The 19,758-nt window shown below is 71.0% G+C and carries 19 protein-coding genes and 1 pseudogene; 12 read left to right on the forward strand and 8 right to left on the reverse strand.

Annotated elements, in window-relative coordinates; all coding sequences use genetic code 11:
• The first annotated feature begins 4 nt into the window (after positions 1 to 4).
• Together ELQ40_RS18345 and ELQ40_RS18350 are read left to right on the forward strand one after the other, a co-directional pair.
• The gene (locus tag ELQ40_RS18345; RefSeq protein ID WP_127794985.1) at positions 5 to 2,257 is read left to right on the forward strand and encodes a penicillin acylase family protein; all 2,253 of its coding nucleotides are present in this window, start codon (positions 5 to 7) and stop codon (positions 2,255 to 2,257) included.
• On the forward strand, positions 2,254 to 2,835 hold the full coding sequence (locus ELQ40_RS18350; RefSeq protein WP_127794986.1) for a GNAT family N-acetyltransferase: 582 nt from the start codon (positions 2,254 to 2,256) through the stop codon (positions 2,833 to 2,835). The genes ELQ40_RS18345 and ELQ40_RS18350 overlap by 4 nt, the downstream gene beginning before the upstream one ends.
• Positions 2,836 to 2,865: 30 nt before the next feature.
• Here ELQ40_RS18350 and pntB read toward each other — a convergent pair whose 3' ends face one another.
• The 3 genes from pntB to ELQ40_RS18365 form a co-directional block, all read right to left on the reverse strand.
• A complete protein-coding gene (gene pntB / locus ELQ40_RS18355; protein WP_127794987.1) occupies positions 2,866 to 4,281 on the reverse strand; it encodes a Re/Si-specific NAD(P)(+) transhydrogenase subunit beta in 1,416 nt (471 codons plus the stop codon).
• 28 nt (positions 4,282 to 4,309) lie between these two features.
• Positions 4,310 to 5,935 (reverse strand): Re/Si-specific NAD(P)(+) transhydrogenase subunit alpha, encoded by a 1,626-nt coding sequence (locus tag ELQ40_RS18360; protein ID WP_127794988.1) that lies wholly within the window; start codon positions 5,933 to 5,935, stop codon positions 4,310 to 4,312.
• Between the two features lie 193 nt (positions 5,936 to 6,128).
• A complete protein-coding gene (locus ELQ40_RS18365) occupies positions 6,129 to 6,794 on the reverse strand; it encodes a hypothetical protein (RefSeq protein WP_127794989.1) in 666 nt (221 codons plus the stop codon).
• A gap of 79 nt (positions 6,795 to 6,873) precedes the next feature.
• On the opposite strand from ELQ40_RS18365, the gene ELQ40_RS18370 reads away from it, so the two are divergent.
• From ELQ40_RS18370 to ELQ40_RS18390, 7 genes and pseudogenes are all read left to right on the forward strand, one after another.
• A complete protein-coding gene (locus tag ELQ40_RS18370) occupies positions 6,874 to 7,587 on the forward strand; it encodes an IclR family transcriptional regulator (protein ID WP_240665864.1) in 714 nt (237 codons plus the stop codon).
• A gap of 22 nt (positions 7,588 to 7,609) precedes the next feature.
• Positions 7,610 to 7,822 carry a hypothetical protein gene (locus tag ELQ40_RS19415; RefSeq protein ID WP_370296507.1) on the forward strand — a complete coding sequence of 71 codons (213 nt, stop codon included), beginning with the start codon at positions 7,610 to 7,612 and terminating at the stop codon, positions 7,820 to 7,822.
• Positions 7,822 to 8,178 carry a GNAT family N-acetyltransferase gene (locus tag ELQ40_RS19420; protein WP_370296800.1) on the forward strand — a complete coding sequence of 119 codons (357 nt, stop codon included), beginning with the start codon at positions 7,822 to 7,824 and terminating at the stop codon, positions 8,176 to 8,178. Before ELQ40_RS19415 ends, ELQ40_RS19420 begins: the two co-directional genes overlap by 1 nt.
• A 43-nt stretch (positions 8,179 to 8,221) precedes the next feature.
• Positions 8,222 to 8,320: pseudogene (locus ELQ40_RS19425) on the forward strand (DUF2510 domain-containing protein); the annotation flags it as partial.
• A gap of 147 nt (positions 8,321 to 8,467) precedes the next feature.
• Positions 8,468 to 8,740, forward strand: coding sequence for a hypothetical protein (locus ELQ40_RS19270; RefSeq protein WP_240665865.1), 273 nt, complete (start codon positions 8,468 to 8,470; stop codon positions 8,738 to 8,740).
• A gap of 64 nt (positions 8,741 to 8,804) precedes the next feature.
• Complete coding sequence (locus ELQ40_RS18385) at positions 8,805 to 9,161, forward strand: hypothetical protein (protein ID WP_127794992.1); 357 nt, start codon at positions 8,805 to 8,807, stop codon at positions 9,159 to 9,161.
• 192 nt (positions 9,162 to 9,353) lie between these two features.
• Positions 9,354 to 10,007 carry a hypothetical protein gene (locus tag ELQ40_RS18390; protein ID WP_127794993.1) on the forward strand — a complete coding sequence of 218 codons (654 nt, stop codon included), beginning with the start codon at positions 9,354 to 9,356 and terminating at the stop codon, positions 10,005 to 10,007.
• Between the two features lie 140 nt (positions 10,008 to 10,147).
• Here ELQ40_RS18390 and ELQ40_RS18395 read toward each other — a convergent pair whose 3' ends face one another.
• The 3 genes from ELQ40_RS18395 to ELQ40_RS18405 all read right to left on the reverse strand — a co-directional run bounded on the left by ELQ40_RS18395 (position 10,148) and on the right by ELQ40_RS18405 (position 13,352).
• Positions 10,148 to 12,202: an FAD-binding monooxygenase gene (locus tag ELQ40_RS18395; RefSeq protein WP_127794994.1), complete on the reverse strand. Its 2,055-nt coding sequence runs from the start codon at positions 12,200 to 12,202 to the stop codon at positions 10,148 to 10,150.
• Between the two features lie 295 nt (positions 12,203 to 12,497).
• Positions 12,498 to 12,887 (reverse strand): PPOX class F420-dependent oxidoreductase, encoded by a 390-nt coding sequence (locus ELQ40_RS18400; RefSeq protein WP_127794995.1) that lies wholly within the window; start codon positions 12,885 to 12,887, stop codon positions 12,498 to 12,500.
• Between the two features lie 12 nt (positions 12,888 to 12,899).
• A complete protein-coding gene (locus ELQ40_RS18405) occupies positions 12,900 to 13,352 on the reverse strand; it encodes a DUF3054 domain-containing protein (protein WP_370296509.1) in 453 nt (150 codons plus the stop codon).
• 143 nt (positions 13,353 to 13,495) lie between these two features.
• Here ELQ40_RS18405 and ELQ40_RS18410 point away from each other — a divergent pair, with 143 nt between their 5' ends.
• The 3 genes from ELQ40_RS18410 (at position 13,496) to ELQ40_RS18420 (ending at position 18,007) form a co-directional block, all read left to right on the forward strand.
• On the forward strand, positions 13,496 to 16,315 hold the full coding sequence (locus ELQ40_RS18410; RefSeq protein WP_127794996.1) for a hypothetical protein: 2,820 nt from the start codon (positions 13,496 to 13,498) through the stop codon (positions 16,313 to 16,315).
• Positions 16,316 to 16,434: 119 nt separating this feature from the next.
• Positions 16,435 to 17,538 (forward strand): sodium:calcium antiporter, encoded by a 1,104-nt coding sequence (locus tag ELQ40_RS18415; protein ID WP_127794997.1) that lies wholly within the window; start codon positions 16,435 to 16,437, stop codon positions 17,536 to 17,538.
• A gap of 97 nt (positions 17,539 to 17,635) precedes the next feature.
• Positions 17,636 to 18,007 carry a hypothetical protein gene (locus ELQ40_RS18420; protein ID WP_127794998.1) on the forward strand — a complete coding sequence of 124 codons (372 nt, stop codon included), beginning with the start codon at positions 17,636 to 17,638 and terminating at the stop codon, positions 18,005 to 18,007.
• Between the two features lie 23 nt (positions 18,008 to 18,030).
• On the opposite strand, the gene ELQ40_RS18425 is transcribed toward ELQ40_RS18420, so the two are convergent.
• Positions 18,031 to 18,942, reverse strand: a complete 912-nt coding sequence (locus tag ELQ40_RS18425; protein ID WP_127794999.1) for a formylglycine-generating enzyme family protein — start codon at positions 18,940 to 18,942, stop codon at positions 18,031 to 18,033.
• A gap of 46 nt (positions 18,943 to 18,988) precedes the next feature.
• Positions 18,989 to 19,735, reverse strand: a complete 747-nt coding sequence (locus ELQ40_RS18430; protein WP_127795000.1) for an SUMF1/EgtB/PvdO family nonheme iron enzyme — start codon at positions 19,733 to 19,735, stop codon at positions 18,989 to 18,991.
• Between the last annotated feature and the right edge of the window lie 23 nt (positions 19,736 to 19,758).

Below are 19,758 nucleotides of genomic sequence, written 5' to 3' on the forward strand. Positions count from 1 at the left end.
GCGGATGCCCCGCGCCGAGCTGTTCCGCGACCGGCTCGGCATCCCGCACCTGCGCGCCGGCGACGAGCTCGCCCTCGCGGAGGCGCAGGGTCGCGCCACCGCGCTCGATCGCGCCTGGCAGATCGAGGTCGACCGCTGGCGGGCCGAGGGCCGGCTCGCCGAGCACCTCGGTGCGGCAGGCGTCGAGTGGGACCGCTTCGCTCGTCGGGTCCGGCTCGCCGACACCGCGCAGCGTGTGTACGACGCGCTGGCACCCGCCGACCGGGACTGGGTCGACGCGTACGTGCGCGGCGTGAACGGCGGACTCCGCGAGGGTCGCCGGGCAGCGCCCGAGTTCGCCGCGCTGGATGCCGCGGTCGCCGACGAGACGGATGCCCCGCCGTGGGAGCCGTGGGAGCCCTGGGCGCCGATCGGAGTATTCCTCGTCGCGCATGTCCTGTTCTCGCCGTTCCCGAACCTGCTCTGGCGGGCGCACGTCGCCCGGGCGCTCGGCCCGGCCGCGGTCGCGAGGTTCACACCCGGCGCCGCGCCCGCCGGCGCCGGCAGCAACGCCTGGGCCGTGCACGGACTCTTCACCGACACCGGGGCGCCGCTGCTCGCCGGCGATCCGCACCGGCTGCTCGAACTGCCCGGCGTGTACCAGCAGGTGCGTCTCGCGTGCCCCGAGTACGACGTCGTCGGGCTCGCTTTCCCGGGTGTGCCCGGTATCCAGCACTTCGGCCACACCGGATATGCCGCATGGGGCATCACCAACGCGATCGCCCACTCCGTCGACGTGTTCGCCGAGCGGCTTCGCGAGCCAGGCGCGGGGGCGGCTCGCGATGCCGGCCCGGAGGCGCTCGGTCCCGACGGATGGGAACCGGTCGAGTCGGCGTACGAGCACATCGTCGTGCGCGGCGGTGAGCCCATCGAGGTACGGGTGCTGACGACCGCTCGGGGCCCGCTGGTCGTCGAGGGCGAGGCCGGCGGCGTGGTCGAGCACGACGGCGACACCGTTCGAACCGGTTACTCCCTCGCCATGCCCGCCAGGATCGAGGCCGATGCCGGCTTCGCGGCCTTCCGCCGGCTGCTCCGCTCGCGCAGCGCCGACGACGTGGCCGCCGCGTTCGAGCACTGGTCGGACCCGGTCAACCGGGTGGTCGCCGCAGACGTCGACGGCACCGTCATTCGGTTCACGGCCGGACGGGTGCCCGACCGCGCCAAGCCCGACCGTGAACTGCCCCTCGACGCGGCGCGGTACGGGCTCGCGCCCGTCCGATCGACAACGCAACCGCCTGAGCCGGTTGCCGACGTCGCGGTCGACGCCAACGAGCATCCGGCGGGGCGGCCCGCCGCCGACCTCGGACTCCAGTACGCGAACGACGCGCGAGCTCGCCGCATCGGCGAACTCCTCGACCAGCAGATCGACCCCCAGGACGACACCGGGCTCGTCGGCTCGGTATCGCTCACGACCTGCGCGCGGATCCACGCCGACACGGTCAGCCTGCGGGGGCTGGCGCTCGCGGCCCGCCTCGAGCCGCTCCGCGGCCGGGCGCGCACCGGCGCCGGCCGCGACCTCGCCCGCCGCCTGCTCGCGTGGGACGGCGACCTCGCCGCCGACAGCGCCGACGCGCTCGCATTCACCCGTTGGCGCGCGGAGATCGTCCGGCAGATCAGCGCGGCGGAGTCGCTTCGGCCCCTGCATGCCGCGCACGGCATGGGTGCGATCTTCGACCCGTGGTTCTCGGTGTCGTCGCGGGTCAACGACGCCCTCGAGTCGCTGCTCGAGGCATCCGAACTCGGCATCGACGGCGAAGCGGTGCTGGTCGACGCGCTCGAGGCCGTCGCTGCCGCGGCCGATCTCCACGCGGACGCGGCGGCCGGTGCTCCGACCGGCGCGGTTGCCGACGCGCACGCCGGTGCGCCCTCGACCTGGGGCGACGTCCACCTGCTCCACCCGCTCCACGTGCTCGCCGACGTGCCCGAGGCCGCGGCGGCCGCACCCGCGCTCGGTGCCGTCCAGCTCGCCGGCGACGGCGACACGGTTCGCTGCACCGGCTCGGTGCCGGGTGTCACGCCGCTCGGCTACCGCGGATCGGTCGCCCGGTGGATCTGGGATCTCTCCGACCGCGAGCGCAGCCGTTGGGGTGTGCCGTTCGGGGCATCCGGCATCGCGGGGCATCCACACTTCGACGATCAACTGACCGACTGGGCGGTCGCCGGGACGACGCAGGTCGTCACCGACTGGAACGCCCTCGAGCCTGAGGAGTGGCGATGAGCCTCCTGATCTCCGGTGCACCGGGGGAGACCGTGTTCCGTGTCCATGACAACGCGCTGGGCGACCTCTCCCTCACCGTGCTCGACGTCGACGACGACGCCGACCTCGACCTCGTGCACGACTGGGTCCGCGAGCCGCGCGCGGCGTTCTGGGGGCTCGGCGAACTCTCGCGCGAGGAGCTCCGCGAGCTGTACCGCTTCGTCGACTCGCTCGACACGCACCACGCGTTCCTGCTGCGCCGGGAGGGCACGCCCATCGCGCTGCTGCAGACGTACGACCCCGAACACGACCCGGTGGGGGAGCACTACGAGGTGCGCGAGGGCGACGTCGGGCTGCACTTCTTCGTCGGGTCGCACGGAATCCGAGCGGCCGGGGTCACGACGCGGATCATCCGGGCGTTCGGCGAGTTCGTGTTCTCGGCGCCGGATGCCCGCCGCGTGATCGTCGAACCCGACGTGCGCAACGACGCCGCGCTCGCCCGCATGACGCGGGTCGGCTTCGAGCTCGGCCCCGAGATCGAGCTCGAGCACAAGCGGGCGCAGCTCGCCTTCTTCGAGCGCGAGCGGTGGGCCGCCTGACAGCCGCCCACCGCTCGCCTGCGGTGCCGACTACAGCACCTTGAGGATGTCCTCCACCCGCTGCTTGGCGTCGCCGAACAGCATCTGCGCGTTGTCGCGCGTGAACAGCGGGTTCGCGACGCCGGCGTAGCCGGCCGACATCGAGCGCTTGAAGACGACGACGTTGCCGGCCTCCCACACGCGCAGCACCGGCATGCCCGCGATGGGGCTGCCCGGGTCCTCCGAGGCGGCGGGGTTCACGGTGTCGTTGGCGCCGATGACGAGGACGACACTGGTCTCGGCGAAGTCGTCGTTGATCTCGTCCATCTCCTCGACGACGTCGTACGGCACCTTCGCCTCGGCGAGCAGCACGTTCATGTGCCCGGGCAGGCGGCCCGCGACGGGGTGGATGCCGAACCGCACGTCGGCGCCGCGCTCGCGCAGGCGGGCCGTGAGCTCGGCGACCGGGTACTGCGCCTGGGCGACGGCCATGCCGTATCCGGGGGTGATGATGACCTTCGTGGCATCCCGCAGCAGTTCGGCGACGTCCTCGGCGCTGACCTCGCGGGTCTCGCCGGTGACCTCGGCCGAGGCGGTCGGCGCGGCGATGCCGAAGCCGCCGGCGATGACCGAGATGAACGACCGGTTCATGGCCTTGCACATGATGTACGACAGGTACGCACCCGAGGAGCCGACCAGCGCGCCGGTGACGATGAGCAGGTCGTTGTTGAGCAGGAAGCCCGCCGCGGCCGCGGCCCAGCCCGAGTAGCTGTTCAGCATCGAGATGACGACGGGCATGTCGCCGCCGCCGATGGATGCCACGAGGTGCCAGCCCAGCAGCAGCGCGAGGGCCGTGACGACGATGAGCAGCCACAGGTCGGGGGTGATGACGTACCAGACGGTCAGCGCCACGAACGCGACGAGCGCGCCGAGGTTGAGCACGTTCTTGCCGGGCAGCATGAGCGGCGCCGACGACATGCGCGCCGACAGCTTGAGGAACGCGACGATCGAACCGGTGAACGTGACGGCCCCGATGAAGACGCCGATGAAGACCTCGGCGTGGTGGATGTCGGCGAGGGCGCCGGTGAGGTGCGACTCCTCGAGGGCGCCGTTCCAGCCGACGAGCACGGCGGCGAGGCCGACGAAGCTGTGCAGCAGCGCGATGAGCTCGGGCATCCCGGTCATCTCGACGACGCGGGCCCGCCAGAGGCCGATCGCGCCGCCGACGATGACGGCCGCGACCAGCAGCACGAGGCCGAGGGTGACCGCGGTCGTGCCCCAGGCGCCGGCGAAGGTGGCCCAGACGGTCGCGACGAGCGCGATGGCCATGCCGGCGATGCCGTAGCCGACACCGGCCTTGGCGGTGACGTGCTTGCTGAGGCCGGCGAGGCTCAGGATGAACAGCAGCGCCGAGACGATGTACGCGGCTCCCGCGATCGATTCGGGGGTGAGCAGGGATTCGGGCAAGGTGGGACTCCTCGTCGAGTGCGTCGGGTCAGCGCTGCGCGCGGGCGGCGGTCGTGGAAGCGGCGTCGGATGCCCCGGCGCCGGCAGCGGCGGCCGGCTGCGGGTTGCCGGCCTGGGCGTGCCCCGCCTGGAACATCGCGAGCATGCGCCGCGTGACGGCGAAGCCGCCGAAGATGTTGATGCTGGCGAGCAGCACGGCGACGGCCGCGAGGATCTGCACGACGAGGACGTCGCTGGTGATCTGCACCATCGCGCCGACGATGATGATGCCCGAGATCGCGTTGGTCACGCTCATGAGCGGCGTGTGCAGCGCGTGGGCGACCTTGCCGATGACGTAGAAGCCGACGACGACCGCGAGCACCAGCACGGTGAAGTGCTGGGGGAGCGGTGCCGGAGCGATCGCGTTCACGGCGAAGAGCGCGGCGATGCCGACGGCGACCAGCGCCGTCTTCTTCACCGCGGACATGGGCTTCTTCGGCTCGGGCGCGGCGGCGGCCGGCGCCGGCGCTGCGGATGCCGCGGGCGCGGCCGACACCTGCACGGGGGGCGGCGGCCAGGTGACGTCGCCGCCGCGGGTGACGGTGACGGCGCGCTGCACGACGTCGTCGAAGTCGAGCTCGAGCCGGCCGTCCTTCGCGGGCGTGAGCAGCTTCAGCAGGTTGACGATGTTCGTGCCGTACAGCTGCGATGCCTGGGTCGGCAGGCGCGAGGCGAGGTCGGTGTAGCCGAGGATCGTCACGCCGTTGGGCGTCACGATGCGCTCACCCGCGACCGAGCCCTCGACGTTTCCGCCCTGGCCGGCCGCCATGTCGACGATGACGCTGCCGGACTTCATGCTCGCGACATCCGCCGCGGTGATCAGCTTGGGTGCCGCGCGGCCGGGGATGAGCGCGGTGGTGACGATGATGTCGACGTCGGCGGCCTGCTCGGAGTAGATCTCGGCCGCGCGGCGGTCGTACGCCTCGCTCGTGGCCTTCGCGTAGCCGTCGGTGGACTGCTCGACCTCGACCTCGACCTTCAGGTACTCGCCCCCGATCGACTTGACCTGGTCGGCGACCTCGGGCCGCGGGTCGGTGGCGCGCACGATCGCGCCGAGGCTCGAGGCCGCGCCGATGGCGGCGAGCCCCGCGACGCCGGCGCCCGCGACGAGCACCTTCGCCGGCGGCACCTTGCCGGCGGCCGTGACCTGGCCGGTGAAGAAGCGGCCGAACTCGTGCGCGGCCTCGACGACGGCGCGGTAGCCGGCGATGTTCGCCATCGAGCTCAGCACGTCCATCGACTGCGCGCGCGAGATGCGGGGCACGGCGTCCATGGCGAGCGCGGTGACGCCCTGCTCGGCGAGCGCCTGCAGCAACTCGGGCTTGAACGCCGGAGCCAGCAGGCCGATGAAGGTGGTGCCGAGCGCCATCCCGGCGACCTCGGCGTCGGTCGGCGCGTTGACCTTCAGCACGATGTCTGCGCCGAGCGCATCGGCCGCCGTGCCGATCACCGCACCGGATGCCGCGTACGCGTCATCCAGGAACGCCGAGGCGGCACCCGCTCCCGCCTCGACCACGACCTCGTAGCCGAGGGCGGTCAACTGCTTCACCGTCGCCGGTGTCGCAGCGACCCGCGTCTCCGGGGCCTGCTCGGTGACGATACCGATACGCGACATGCAGCACTTCTCCTCTTCATCGAGCGCGCGCCTCAGGCGTCGCTGTACCTCGGTCGCTGGACCTGGCGCGCCATCGGCGTCGGGGCAACCTGCGATCAGAGTAGGGCCGCGACGAAGTGTTACGTGCGATATGACACCGAATCGATGCGCAAGAACGGCGATTCTTTCGCGAGGCGAAACGTTCGAGGGTTGCTCAGCGTGCGTCGGTCGTATCGACGGGCGTCACAGCGACGGATGCCTCGCCGCCGGCGGATGCCTCTCCGTGGGCCACCGCCTCCGCCACCACGACCGCCCGCCGGAACGGGATCGACTCGGCGAGGTACAGCACGACGAGCAGCGACGCGCCCAACACGGCGAGGTACGCCCCGCGCGCCTCGGTGACCGCGAGCATCCGTTCGCCGCTGAGCGCGCCGACCAGGGCGAGCCCGGCTGCGGCGGCACCCGCGACGACACCGCACACGATGCGCGCCCACATCGGCGGCACCGTGCCGAACGCCACCCCGCCGGCCACGGCGACCGCCGTCACCAGGAGTGCCGTCGCGGCCTCGCCGAGCACACCGGTCGGACCGGGCACCGGCATGAACACGACCACGAGGAACGAGAGCGGCGCGAGCGCGAGCCGCCGCCAGCGGCCGGTGCCGCCCGTGCGCCTGCGGAACTCGGCGTAGCCGAGGATCGCGCCCGTCAGCAGCCCGGGCAGCAGCACGCCGACGAACGTGTTCGTCCAGTCGTAGCGCGAGCCGTGCCCGGCGATGCCCGACATGAACGCTCGGAGGGATGCCGCCCAGGCGAGGCCGCACACCGCGCCGGTTGCGGTGAGGCCGATCGCGTTCGCGATGTTGCTCCGTTGCTGTGACATGGCGCGGACGCTACGACGACAAGGGGCGAGCGGCATCCGTGGAACCACTGAACCGACCGCCGCGTTCTATTATCGAACGGTGACTGAGGAGCCCCAGAAGCCGGCAGGTTCGCAGACGCTGAGCCGGGGCATCCGCGTGCTCGAAGTACTCGCCGCCGCCGATCGCAATCTCTCGATCGATGAACTCGCCGCGGAGCTCGGCCTGCACCGGTCGGTCGCGTACCGGCTGCTGCGCACGCTCGAGCACCATGGACTCGTGGCGCGCGACGCATCCGGCCGGCTGGAACTCGGCACCGGGCTCGCCGCCCTCGCCGCCGGCGTCTCGCGCGACCTGCAGCAGGTCGCGCTCCCCGAACTCAACGAGGTCGCCAACGAGCTGGGCATGACGTGCCTCGTCGCGGTGCTCGCCGACGTCGACGAGGCCGTCACGCTCGTGAGCGCCTCGCCGCGCCGCAGCACCGCGGTCATCTCGTACCGGCCGGGGCACCGGCATCCGATCACGCGCGGCGGACCCGGCAAGGCGATCCTCGCGGGACTTCCCGACGACGCGTGGCCGGCCGGCGTGCCCGACGAACTCCGGCAGGAGATCGACGAGAGTCGGCGCCGCGGCTACACGCACAGCCACGACGAGGTCGTGCCGTCGCTGCGCTCGGTCGCCGTCCCGCTCATGCTGGCCGGTCAACCGCCCGCGTCGATCGCGGTGATCCACGTGTCGATGCCGAAGCCCGAAGACGAGATCGCCGAGCGGCTGCGCGCCGCGGCCGACGCGATCACGCGCGCGTACGGAGGCTGAGCGACGGGCGCATGATGGATGCATGCTCAACGCGATATCCCTCCCCGTCGAGCTGAACGTCGTTGCGGGAGGCGTCACGCTCAGGCGCGCCGACGCCGATGATCTCACCGACCTCATGCGCCTCCTGTCCGACGATCCGATCAGCGCAGGACGCGGAGACCTCGACGCTGCCGCGGACCGCCCGTTGTACGCCGAAGCGCTCACTCGGATCATCGGCATCCGTCCAATGAACTGATCGTCGGCGTCGACGACGGCGCTGACGACGGCGCTCGCCTGGTGGCGACCTTGCAACTCACGGCCATCCCCGGCATGGCTCGCCGCGGAAGCACCCGACTCCTGGTCGAAGCGGTGCGAGTGGCGGGCGACCGGCGCTCGTCGGGTATCGGTGCCGCCATGATGAGGTGGGTCACCGACGAGGTCGCGCCCGCGATCGGAGCGTCGCTCGTCCAGCTCACGTCGGACGCGGCTCGCGAAGACGCTCACCGGTTCTACCGACGACTCGGATTCGCGGACTCGCACATCGGGTTCAAGTACCGCGTCCCTGAGAGCGGAGGAGCGACTCCATCCTCGAACCACACGCCGACGAGGTAGGTTCCTTATCAGCCACCAGGCATGACGTACCGAAAGGGTCTCGATGAACGGAGTCGCCGCCGGTGCGGCATCACCGCCTCCAGGGTGGTACGAGGATCCCGAGGCCGCCGATCTCGAGCGATGGTGGGACGGATCGTCGTGGTCCGATACGGAGTTCCGCGGGAAGCCCCAGTCCTTCGTCGAGTACTACTTCGAAGAGCACCTCGAGCTCCTGCCAGACTCACCGACGAATCGGCTCGCGAGCTCATCACTGTTGAGCGCATCGATCTCGCTGATCGGCGCGACCGCGATGCTGATCGTGGCATCGACCGCGGGGGAAGCCGGCGATGTGGTCGTCGCGACGCTCCTCGTCTTCGGCATCGTGGTATTCGGGGGCGCGGCGGTGACGTCTCTCGCGACGAGCCTCGTCTCGATACGCAACGCGAACCGAAACGACGGGCGGCGTCGTCCACAAGCTGTGACCGCCCTGGTGCTGTCGTCGACGGCGGTGGCCCTTGCCGTCTGGTGCTCGATCATCGCAGGGCCGATCGTGGTGTCGCTCTGGTCGCGGGTGTGGCACTGACATGGCCGACCGTCCCTCTACGTACGCGAAGCTGACGTTCTCGGAGCGACCTTCGCTGCCGAAAGTGGTCGAACTCGCATCGGGAGCTCTCATCGTCGGCGGCGTGTGCGCCTTGCTCATCGGCGTGACCGACGTGCTCTACTTCGCGGCCTCGGTCGACAACCCCGCGGTCAGGATCGCGCTCGTCGCGGTGGGGGCGACGTATTCGCTCCTCTTGGGCGTCGGTGGGATCATCTGCGCCATCTCCGCACGTCGTGGCCGCTCATGGCCGAAGTGGGTCGTGGCACTGTTGGCCATCGCGGCTCTGCCGATGGTCGTGCGAACCGAGTTCTTCAGCACCCTGGTCGCGATCCTCCTCACCGGCGCCGCGGTACTGCTGTGGCTGCCGAGCGCCCGGAAGGCCACGAATCAGCGTGTGTGATCCGGACCTGCGAGCGCCCGGGTCGACCGCCTTCCGCCGCGACTCCTGATGAGGACCTCCCACGTGCCCGAAGCATCCCCCCCTGTGCCGCGGCGGACGGCGAGCACCCTCGGTGGAAGCGTCTCCGTGCGGCGTCGACCCGGTCTGCCACGGCGACGTCGCATCGGTGCGCTACCGGTGGTCATCTGGTTGGTGGCCTCGACCACGTTCGCTGCGGCGTTGCAAGTTCCGCTCGACCCTCGCGCGATCCTCGTCATCCTCGTCTTCGCCACGCTCTCAGCGCTCGGTTGGTCGATCGGCATCGCCGTGGCCCGCGGGGCGCTCCGGCGTGCGGCCGCCCGCATCGATGACGGGATCGGCGTTCGAACGACCGCGGACTTCTCCGTATTTCCCCCGCGAGAGATCGGGCTCTGGACGTCGTACACCCGACCTCGGCGGTCGTACCAGGTGGCGGTCATGGAGACACGCGGGCTCGAGCTTCGGCGAATCTCTGGCGGGGGACGTTCCGCCGGCGCCCGATTGAGATTCGATCGGATGACCCGCATCGACGTCGGCACCGCCTCATTCGGCGACACGACCGAGCGAGCCGTCATCATCGCGGGAAGCGAGCGGGGCGTGGAGTACACGATCGGCGTCGTTCCCGTCGATCCCTCATCCGGAACCCTCATGCCGGTCGACGACGCGACGTTCCGGGCATTCGCCGAGGGACTGATCGCGCGCGCCGAAGAGACGGTTCCCGTCGGCCCCGCCAGGCACCGACTGAGCCGGGAGAACCTGCCGCGTCGAATCGGTCCGGGCACGCCGTTGCCCACGTCGCACGACTCTTCAGACCGATACCGTGCATGAGAATCCGGCGTAGACACCGGCTGCAGGGCCTGTGGGCCGGATTCTCATGCGCTGGGTCGGGGGACGAGGCGGAAGGGCCGGGCAGACCTGGGCAAGGCCGGACAGACACCGCCCCGCCCACGGTCACGCTGCCTCGACGGTCACCCCGCCGCAACCCTCGCCCGCTGCGGCAGCAGCGCTCCGTCGAAGAACGCGGCCAGCTCGTCGGTCGCGTCGAGCGGCAGGATGTGCGCGACGTAGTGGTCGGGCCGCACCACGACGACCACGCCGCCGCGGTCGAGCCCGCGCGCCTCGAAGATGTCGTCGTCGGGAGCGGCCGCGTACACCTTCTCCGCGTCGACGAGCCCCCACGGGCCCTTCCGCGGGAAGAACACGGCCGGCGCGTCGGTCAGGTCGAACTGCGTGTGGTCCTGCTGGTAGACGACCTTCACGTCGAAGACGCTGTCGAGCTCGGCGCCCTCGGGCGTGAACCGCACGACCGGTGAATCGGATGCCTCGCCGAGCCACTTCGCCCAGGCGGCGAGCTTCGACGCAGAGGCATCCGTCACAGGGGCATCCGTCACCGAGGCATCCGACGTCGGCGCCGCCGCGTCGGCGAACGCGTAGATGCGCCAGCGTCCGTCGGCGCGGTGGTGGTGACCGAGGTGCACCCGGTTCGTGTCGCAGACGCGCTCGACCTCGGCCGACTTGAACCGCTTGCCGAGCGGGAATCCGGTTGCGAGCTCCTGACGCGCGCCCGTGCCGACGATGATCGACGGGCGGTACTCGGTCATGAATCCGGCGGGGAACTCGGCGGTGCGCACGTAGAAGTCCTCGAGCTCCGACGGGTCGGCGAGGTCCTCGGGTTTCGTCGCCATCAGGGTCGACCATTCGCGGTCGAAGTCGATGAGGTTCTGCGCGATCTCCTGGCGCTCGGCGGAGTAGGTCGCGAGGAGCTCCTCGGGCGCGAGGCCGCTGAGCACGTGACCGAGCTTCCACGAGATGTTCCAGCCGTCCTGGATCGACACGTTCATGCCCTGCCCGGCCTTCGCGCTGTGCGTGTGGCAGGCGTCGCCCGCGATGAACACGCGCGGCGTGCGCGTGCCGACCTCGTCGAGGGGCACGTCGTCGAAGCGGTCGGTGACGCGGTGGCCGACCTCGTAGACGCTGTGCCAAGGCACGTGCTTCACGTCGAGCGTGTAGGGGTGCAGGATCGCGTTGGCCTTCTCGATGATCTCCTCGAGCGTCGTCTTGCGCACCGCGCCGCGATCGTCGGCGGAGACCTCGCCGAGGTCCACGTACATGCGGAACAGGTGCTGGCCCTCGCGCGGGATGTGCAGGATGTTGCCCGCCTCCGACTGGATCGAGCACTTCGTGCGGATGTCGGGGAAATCGGTCACCGCGAGGGTGTCCATCACGCCCCACGCGTGGAACGCCTGGGCGCCGATGTGCTTCGCGCCGATCGCCTCGCGCACGCCGCTGCGCGCACCGTCGGCGCCGAGCACGTACTTCGCGCGGACGACGCGGAGGTCATCGGATGCCTCGCCACCCGCAGCGTCGCCGTCGGATGCCGCAGCGGAGACGCCGTCGGATACCTCCGCGCGAGCGGATGCCCCTTCGGATGCCTCGTCGGCACCCGGCACTCGCCGCAGCGTAACGGTGACCGGGTGCGACGGGAGGCCTCCCTCGGCGTCGGGCTGCGTGATCTCGAGTCCGACGAACTCGTAGCCGTAGTCGGGGCGGATGCGCGCGGGGGAGTTGGCGGCGAACTCGGCGAAGTAATCGAGGACGCGCGCCTGGTTCACGATGAGGTGCTCGAACTCGCTGATGCCGTGCTCGTCGTCGACGGCCCGGGCGGCTCGGTGGATGCGGGCCGGGTCGGCGGGGTCGGGCTTCCAGAACGCCATCTCGGTGATGCGGTACGCCTCTTCGACGATGCGGCGGGCGAAGCCGAACGCTTGGAACGTCTCGACGCTGCGCGCCTGGATGCCGTCGGCCTGGCCGATCGCGAGGCGGCCGGGGCGGCGCTCGACGATGCGGGTGACGACGCCGGGGAACTGCGCGAGCTGGGCGGCCGCGGTCATGCCGGCCGGGCCGGATCCGACGATGAGCACGTCGACCTCGTCGGGGAGCTCGGCGGGCCGGTCGATGCCGACGCCCGCTGCGGGCTCGACCCGCGGGTCCGTCGACAGGTAGCCGTGGTGGTGGAACTGCACGGGCTTCTCCTCACCTCATCGTGATTCGTTCGATTATCGAACAGTGCATTCGCATATCGCGCAGGATCCATGGTAGGTCGGGGCCGGCGTAGACACAAGCCGTGCGGATGGACGCGCACACGCCACCCTGATACCCTCTGGGGGTATACGTCGACCACCGTGAGGGGTAACCATGACCATCGAACTGACGATCACCGAGAAGAACGCACCCGCCGCGTCGGAGCACCTCTGTGCGTGCGGCGACGCCTGCGCGTGCGGTGCGTCGTGCTCCTGCCCGAGCGTCTGAGGACAGCGCCTACGCCACCGGTGCCTCGCGGAACTGCGGCGACCCGAGCACCCGCTCCACCCGGATCTCCAGCACGACCCGCTCGGGGTTCACGCGCGGCGCCCGATAGCGCTGCGTGTAGAGCTCGACGGCCTGCGCGACGGAGTCCGCGTCCTCGACGATGCGCGCCGGGCCCTCGAAGCTCAGCCAGCGCCAGCCGTCGACCGTGTTCACGCTCGCGCGCCCGGTGCGCTGCACGTTCAGGAACTTCTGCGTGCCGCGGGTGCCGATCACGCGGACGACCCCGTCGAGGTAGGTGATGCCGACGGGCACCGAGTGGATGCGCCCGTCGCGACCCACGGTCGACAGGGTCGCGAGGTGGTACTCGGCGAGGAATGCACGGGCTTCGTCGGTGATCACCCGACGAGTCTGTCAGGAGACGGCTGAGCGGTCGCCGCGTACGTCGCCGTGCGACGCACGCTTCCGCAGCCGCCGCACGAGCGCCGCGATCAGGCGCCAGCCGACGAGCGCGGCGAGGAGCACGACCGTCGCGACGACGATGAATGCGGCGGCGGTGCCCTGGCCAGAGACCGCGCGAAGCAGCATCCCGACGACGAGTGTCGCCACCCACACGCCGAGGCCGGTGCGCACCGGAGCGGCGGGTGCCCGCCAGGCGAGCGTGACCACCCACCCGATCACGAGCCCTGCGAGGAACGGCCACGCCGTCTGCCAGAGGCCCGCGAGCACGTCCTCTGCGTGACTCGCCCGACCCGACGCCGCGAACGCGACGACGAGCACCACGTCGAGCGCGAACGCCGCCGCGACCCATCCGATCGGGGCGCGGCGACGACGATCGACGGATGCCTCGGGCTGCGCGGAACTCACCCGACGAGCCTACGTTCACGTCAGTGGAGTCGGCTCCACCGTCGGTCGACGCACCAACCGGAGAGCATCCCCCGATCAGGGGCTTTCCGTGAGCACCGCTCAGGTTCTAGATTCAGCTCGCCGTCATCGTGAGAGAGGTCGACATGGCAGAGCCTCACGTTCTCGAGTTGCGGATCCACGGGATCGCCAATTCTCCGCCGGCGCAGATGCTCTGCGTGAAAGAAGACCACGTCGAGCGGGTCACCGGTGACGAGTACGGGTCGTTCTGGGTGGCGTCCGAGCAGTCGGACGCTCCCGAGCAGGTACGCGTCGAGGCCTATTCGTGGGGCAACCTCGCCCGAAGCGGCGGGTCGGCCCTCGCCGTGATCGGGCGGGCCTTCGTGCACCTCGGCTGGTTGTTCGTGCTTCCATTCGGCCTCTGCAACCTCGCGTACTGGGCTCGGCGCAACATCCCCGGCGAGGAGCGGGCGTCACGCTGGTGGGACGGCGGGCCCGGTGCGATCGGCGTGCGCATGTTCGCCCTCCTGCAGACGCTGTTCTACGTCGCGGCATTCATGTCGGTGAGCGTGGACCTCATCGCCATGCAGTGCCTCGACGACCAGACACCGTGCGCCGCGCTCCCCAGTTGGTTCGACACCTTCGCGCGTCTCGAAGCACTGCCGAGAGCCGCCCTGTTCAGCACGGTGCCGATCCTCCTCATCGTGCTCATCTACCTGATCGGCCTACGAGCGCGCGGGTCGTTCGATCCCAACACCGACCTCCCCGATACGACGTCGTCCACCAGCGCCGGCGATGACGAGAAGCCGCGGAACACCGGACGTTGGTTGCGGGGCGATCGACCTGAGCAGAGCGAGTTCCCGCCGCTGCTCGCGTCGAAGGGATTCTGGCGGCGTTCGAAGGTGGCACAGGCGACCGAACGTTCACACCTCGCGGCGTCGATCTCGCTCGTCCTGCTGCTGCTGGCCTGGGACGCGTGGATCGGCGACTCCGGCAGTGGATCCGAGTGGGATCCAGCGGCTTGGTTCGCCTTCGACCGCGGAGGCGAACCGGTCGCCTTCATCGCCGTGGTCGCCGCAACCGCGCTCCTCGCCGGCTCCGTCGGCATCACGGCCGTGTCGGGCCTGACCCACACGCACTGGTCGTTCCGATCCAAGCGCGCATGGGCGACCGTTGCACTGATCGCCTCGACGCTCGCGTACCTCGCCTGGCTCGTGTGGGCCTTCCTCCCGTCCTCGGCGAGCATCCCCGATGACGGGCGCGCCCAGGGCCTGATCATCACCCCCGGCGTGATCGCGACCATCTGCGCGCTCATCGCCGTCGCGAGCCTGACGTGGGGCTGCGGGTGGCAGCGGTGGATCGCATGGATTCTGCTCACCGGCGCGTTCACCGTCGTGATCGTCGCCGAGGTCTGGCAGGCAGAGCACGGGCCCGTCTGGCGTGCAGGGTGGTCGTGGGCCGCGGTGGCGTTGACCGGCACGGCCGTCGCAGCCGGTTACCTCCTCCGTTCGAGATCCACGAAGCTCGAACGGAAGCGCCTGGGCTGGCACGGCAACGGGGCGGCGGTCGCACTGCTCGTCGCACTGTTCACGTCGCTCGTCATCACGAGCCTGATGGTCGTCGGGGCGCATGCCTGGCTGGCCGCCTCCGCGGAGTCGCCGAAGATCACCGGGCACCAACGCGAGCTGCCGAAGCCACGGAACGGGGATCTGCTCGACGCGCCGGACTTCTACGAGCGCTTCGCGGTGGTCCTCCTCGCCGTCCTGATTATCCTGATCCTGCTCGCCGCGACCGCGGCAGGCACGGCACTGCGGCGGTTCGCGCGGTACACGGTGCCGACCCTCGCAGCCGAACCGGGTCCCCAGCCGTCGCCCGATCGAAACCGCGCCGGCACCGACGGCCCCGGCCCCGGCTACCCGACGACGCTCGACGAACACGACGAGAAGGACCGCAAGGTCGTCTCGGCTCGTCGGGTCGCAAGCCTCGCGCACCGCGGCGAACCGATGCTCCGGTGGCTGGCGATCCTGACCGCGGTCGCGCTCGTGCCGCTCACCGTTCCCCTGTTCGGGGAACAGCTGCAGATGAGTTCGGCCTGGGCATCGGCATCCGGTCTCGCCAACTGGGCTCTCGGGCTGCTCGCCCTCGCCGCCGTCGCGTGGGTCGTTTCGAATGCCGCGACCTCCACGGAACGACCGCTCGGGTTGGTGTGGGACATCATCTGCTTCTTCCCCCGGGCCGGTCATCCCTTCACGCCTCCGTGCTACGCGGAACGCACGGTCCCGGAGTTGCAGGAGCGTATCGGAGACTGGCTCCACGCCGAGGGCGGCGATCATCGGCGGATCATCCTCTCCGCCCACTCCATGGGCGGAACGCTCGCCGTCGCCACGCTGTTCGCGATGCACGCCGCCGAGCACGAGGACGCCGGGCATCAGGATGCCTGCCGAGCCGTGGCCCTCCGCGACGAAGACCATCCCGACACCCGGCGCATGGCGTTGCTGACCTATGGAGTGCAACTGCGCGCGTACTTCAGCAGGTTCTTCCCGGAGGTGTTCGGCGCCCAGGTCCTCGGCGTTCCCGGGACGCTCGGCCCGTCGCTGCTCGGACTCGACCCGTGGAAGAAGCAGGTCGTGCAGGAGTGGGCGGATCGGCACCAGGAGGCGCCCGAGCCCGAAGAGCCGCCGTCGCTCACCGAACTGCTCGGCGCCGACCCGAGGGTGTCGCGCGCGCCACGTTGGCGGAGCCTGTGGCGCCGAACCGACTACCTCGGTTTCCCCGTCTCCGGCTACCGCACGGAGGACAACCCGATCGATCGCGGGGCGACCGAGCGGTCACCGCGCACGTACCTCTGGACCGTGGCGAGGCACAACGGCTACCTGGAGACTGCGCAGTACGCCGCCGCGCGCCGCGAACTGCTCGACCGCTTCGCTGCGGATGCCGCGGCTGAACCACACCACTATGTGATCTGACGGTCCCGAGCGCAGATCCGCCGATATCGTGAGCGGATGCACCTCGCCTCGGTCGCCTGCGCAGCCCGCGCGGTGACCCGCGCGACCATCACGACGATTTCGGCGCGCGGGCGCCCCGCATGACCTGGCCGACCGACGCACTCCCGCTCTGGGCGATCGGCCTCGTGTTCGCGGCCGCCGTCGGCGTCGTCTGGTTCGCCGGGGTGCAACTGTCGAAGACGACCGAGGTGCTCGACGACCGGCTCAGGCTCGGCAGCGCGCTCGGCGGCCTCGTGCTGCTCGGCATCGCGACGAACCTGCCCGAGATCGCGATCACCGTCGGCGCGGCGTTGTCGGGCAGCCTCGATCTCGCGGTCGGCAACATCCTCGGCGGCATCGCGGTGCAGACCGTGGTGCTGGTGCTGCTCGACGCGGTCCGCCCGAAGCGAGCGAACGGGTCGACTCGGCTGCCGCTGATGACCCGCGCAGCCTCGCCGGTCCTGGTGATCGAGGCCGCCGTGGTGGTCGTCGTGCTGCTGCTGGTGATCGCGGGCGGCCAGGTGCCCGGCACGGTCGAGGTGGCGGGTGTCACGCCCATCCCGGTGCTGATCGTCGGCGTCTGGGTTCTTGGGTTGCTGCTCGTGCGGCGCGCGCACCGAGGCGCGGCACACGTTGCGGCCGAGGCATCCGGACATCGCGACGGGCCGCTGCCCACCCGGCCCGGCCGGCCTGCACGTGCGAGGTCGGTCCACCATCGCCGCCCGACCTGGAAAGTCGCCCTCGTGTTCGGGGCCGCGGCCGCCGCGACGCTCGTCGCTGGCCTCGCGCTCGAGTGGTCCGGGGATGCCGCAGCCGACCGCCTCGGCGTCTCGGGCGTGGTGTTCGGCGCCACCGTGCTCGCCGCCGCGACCGCGCTGCCGGAGATCTCGACCGGCGTGCAGGCGATCCGCACGGGCGACGACCGACTCGCGGTGAGCGACATCTTCGGCGGCAACGCGTTCCTGCCCGTGCTCTTCCTGCCCGCGGCCCTCATCTCCGGCCAGACGGTGCTGGTCGGGCTGGACCGTGTCGACGTGTACCTCAGCGCCCTCGCCGCGTTGCTGACGGTCGTCTACCTCGTCGGACTCACGCTCAGATCGCGGCGACGCGTCCTCGGGATCGGCGTCGACTCGCTCGTCGTGCTGTTCGCCTACCTCGTCGGGATGGTCGGGTTGGCCGCCGTCGCCGGGGCGTCGTCCGGCTGATCCGGATCGGGTGGGTGAGGGACGCCGCCCCGCCCGTGAGTCGAGGATTCATCGGCGAAGTCTGGTCACCGGGCGCCGACGCGCGTAGCGTCGAGCCATGGGGAAGCTGAGTGAGACGTTGGCGGGGGCCGTGCCCTCGTGGGGTGCGAAGGTCGCGTACGGCGAGAAGATCAGTCTGAATGGTGCCGACTTCGTGCCGGTCGCACTCGTCGGTTTCGGGTTCGGCGCGGGCGAGGGATCCGGTGAGACGCAGGAGGGCACGCAGGTGCCGGCCGGTCACGGTGAGGGCAGCGGCGGTGGCGGAGGCGGCTTCTCCGTGCCCATCGGGGCCTATATCGGTGCTCCAGGCGGCCCGCGGTTCCATGCGAACCCGATCCCACTGCTGGTCGTGCTGACTCCGGTGCTCACGGCCATCGGGTTCGGGCTCGCGGCCATCATCGGGGCGTCGAAGATCCGCGGCGCCGACTGACCGGCGCAGGCCGGCCCCGCCGGCTACGCGTCCGCCGCCACCCGGAAGCCGACGTGGCTCATGCCCGTGTCCTCGGCCTGCGGCGAGCGCGCCGCCGGCCGGAAGCGCAGGCAGTAGTCGGGCGAGCAGAGGAACGAGCCGCCCTTGAGTACGCGGCGGGGCATGTCGACGCCCTCCTGCGCGCTCGCGGCGGCGAGCAGGTTCTCGCGCTTGCCGGCGTCGACCGGCTTGTCCGACAGGCGCAGGTGCCGCGGCGTGTAGTAGTCCGTCGTCCACTCCCACGTGTTGCCGGTCATGTCGTACAGGCCGTAGCCGTTGGGCGGGTACGACCCGACGGGCGCGGTGCCGCCGACGCCCTGGTTGTCGTAGGGGAAGCGTCCGAGCCACGAGTTCGCCTGCGCGACACCGTCGGGGTAGGGCTCGTCACCCCACGCGAACCGCTTGCCGTCGAGTCCGCCGCGCGCGCCGTATTCGTGCTCGGCCTCGGTGGGCAGGCGCAGCCCGGCCCACGTCGCGTAGGCGGCGGCATCCTCGTAGGCGACGTGCACGACCGGATGCCGCATCCGGTCGTCGATCGTCGATCCGGGGCCGAACGGCGCACGCCAGGAGGCGCCCGGCTGCCAGCGCCACCAATTGCGCCAGTTGCGCAGGTCGACCGGCCCTGAGGTCGGCGTGAACACCATCGCGCCCGGCACGAGGTCGGCGGGGTCGGCGCCGACGAAGTCCGCCGGATCCATCTCGCGCTCGGCGACCGTGACGTAGCCGGTGTCGTGGACGAACACGGCATACTGCTCGTTCGTCACCGCGTGGCGGGCGATGCGGAACGCCGCGACCTCGCGCTGATGGGCCGGCCGCTCATCGGCGTAGAACTCCTCCGACCCCATCGTGAAGGTGCCACCGTCGAGGAGCACCAGGTCGTGCGAACCACGCGTCATGCTCCCACCGTATCCGCCGCGTGCACGCCGCGGCCCGATGCGCGTGTCAGCGGCCGCGCGGAGTCCACCCGGCGGGCATCGGCCCGTCGACCTCCCCGCGCGCGAGATCTGCCGCCGCCGACCAGCCCTGCGCGGCATCCGTGGCATCGAACCCGCCGCGTGCGACGCGGAGGCCGACGTCCTCGTGGTGCATGCGCGGCGCACCGCCGCGCCGAACCGACGCCCGCACGCTCCAGGCGTCGTCGGCGAAGCCGCCGCCTCGGAACACCCGGTACTCGTCGTAGCGGGCCGGGTCGAGCAGGTCCCAGCACCACTCCCAGACGTTGCCGAGCGTGTCGAACAGGCCGAAGAGGTTCGGATGCTTCCCGCCGATCGGCTGCGGCGAGGTCACGCCGTCGGCGCTCGTCCATGCGACCTCGCGCAGCGGACCGTAGTGCGGTGCCGTCGACCCCGCGCGGCACGCGTACTCCCACTCGGCCTCTGTCGGCAGGCGGAACCCGTCGGCGTCGACGTGCCAGTGCACCTGCTCGCCGTCGAACGTGTAGGCGGGGTCGAGTCCCTCCCACTCGGATGCCGCGTTGCAGAATCGCACCGCCCGCAACCAGCTCACGTCGGTCGCCGGACGCCGGGGATGATTCGCCGTGATGCCCAGCAGTTCGCCGACCTGCTCCTGAGTGACCGGGTAGACACCGATCTCGAACGCCTCGAGCTCGACCGTCCGATGCAGCTTGCGCCTGGCGTCGTGCAGGGTCACCGCTCCGGCAGGAATGGTCGCCAGCTCGAGGTCGGACATCCCGAAAGCATGCCACGCGTGGC

It is taken from the genome of Agromyces sp. LHK192 (assembly GCF_004006235.1).
GTDB lineage: Bacteria > Actinomycetota > Actinomycetes > Actinomycetales > Microbacteriaceae > Agromyces.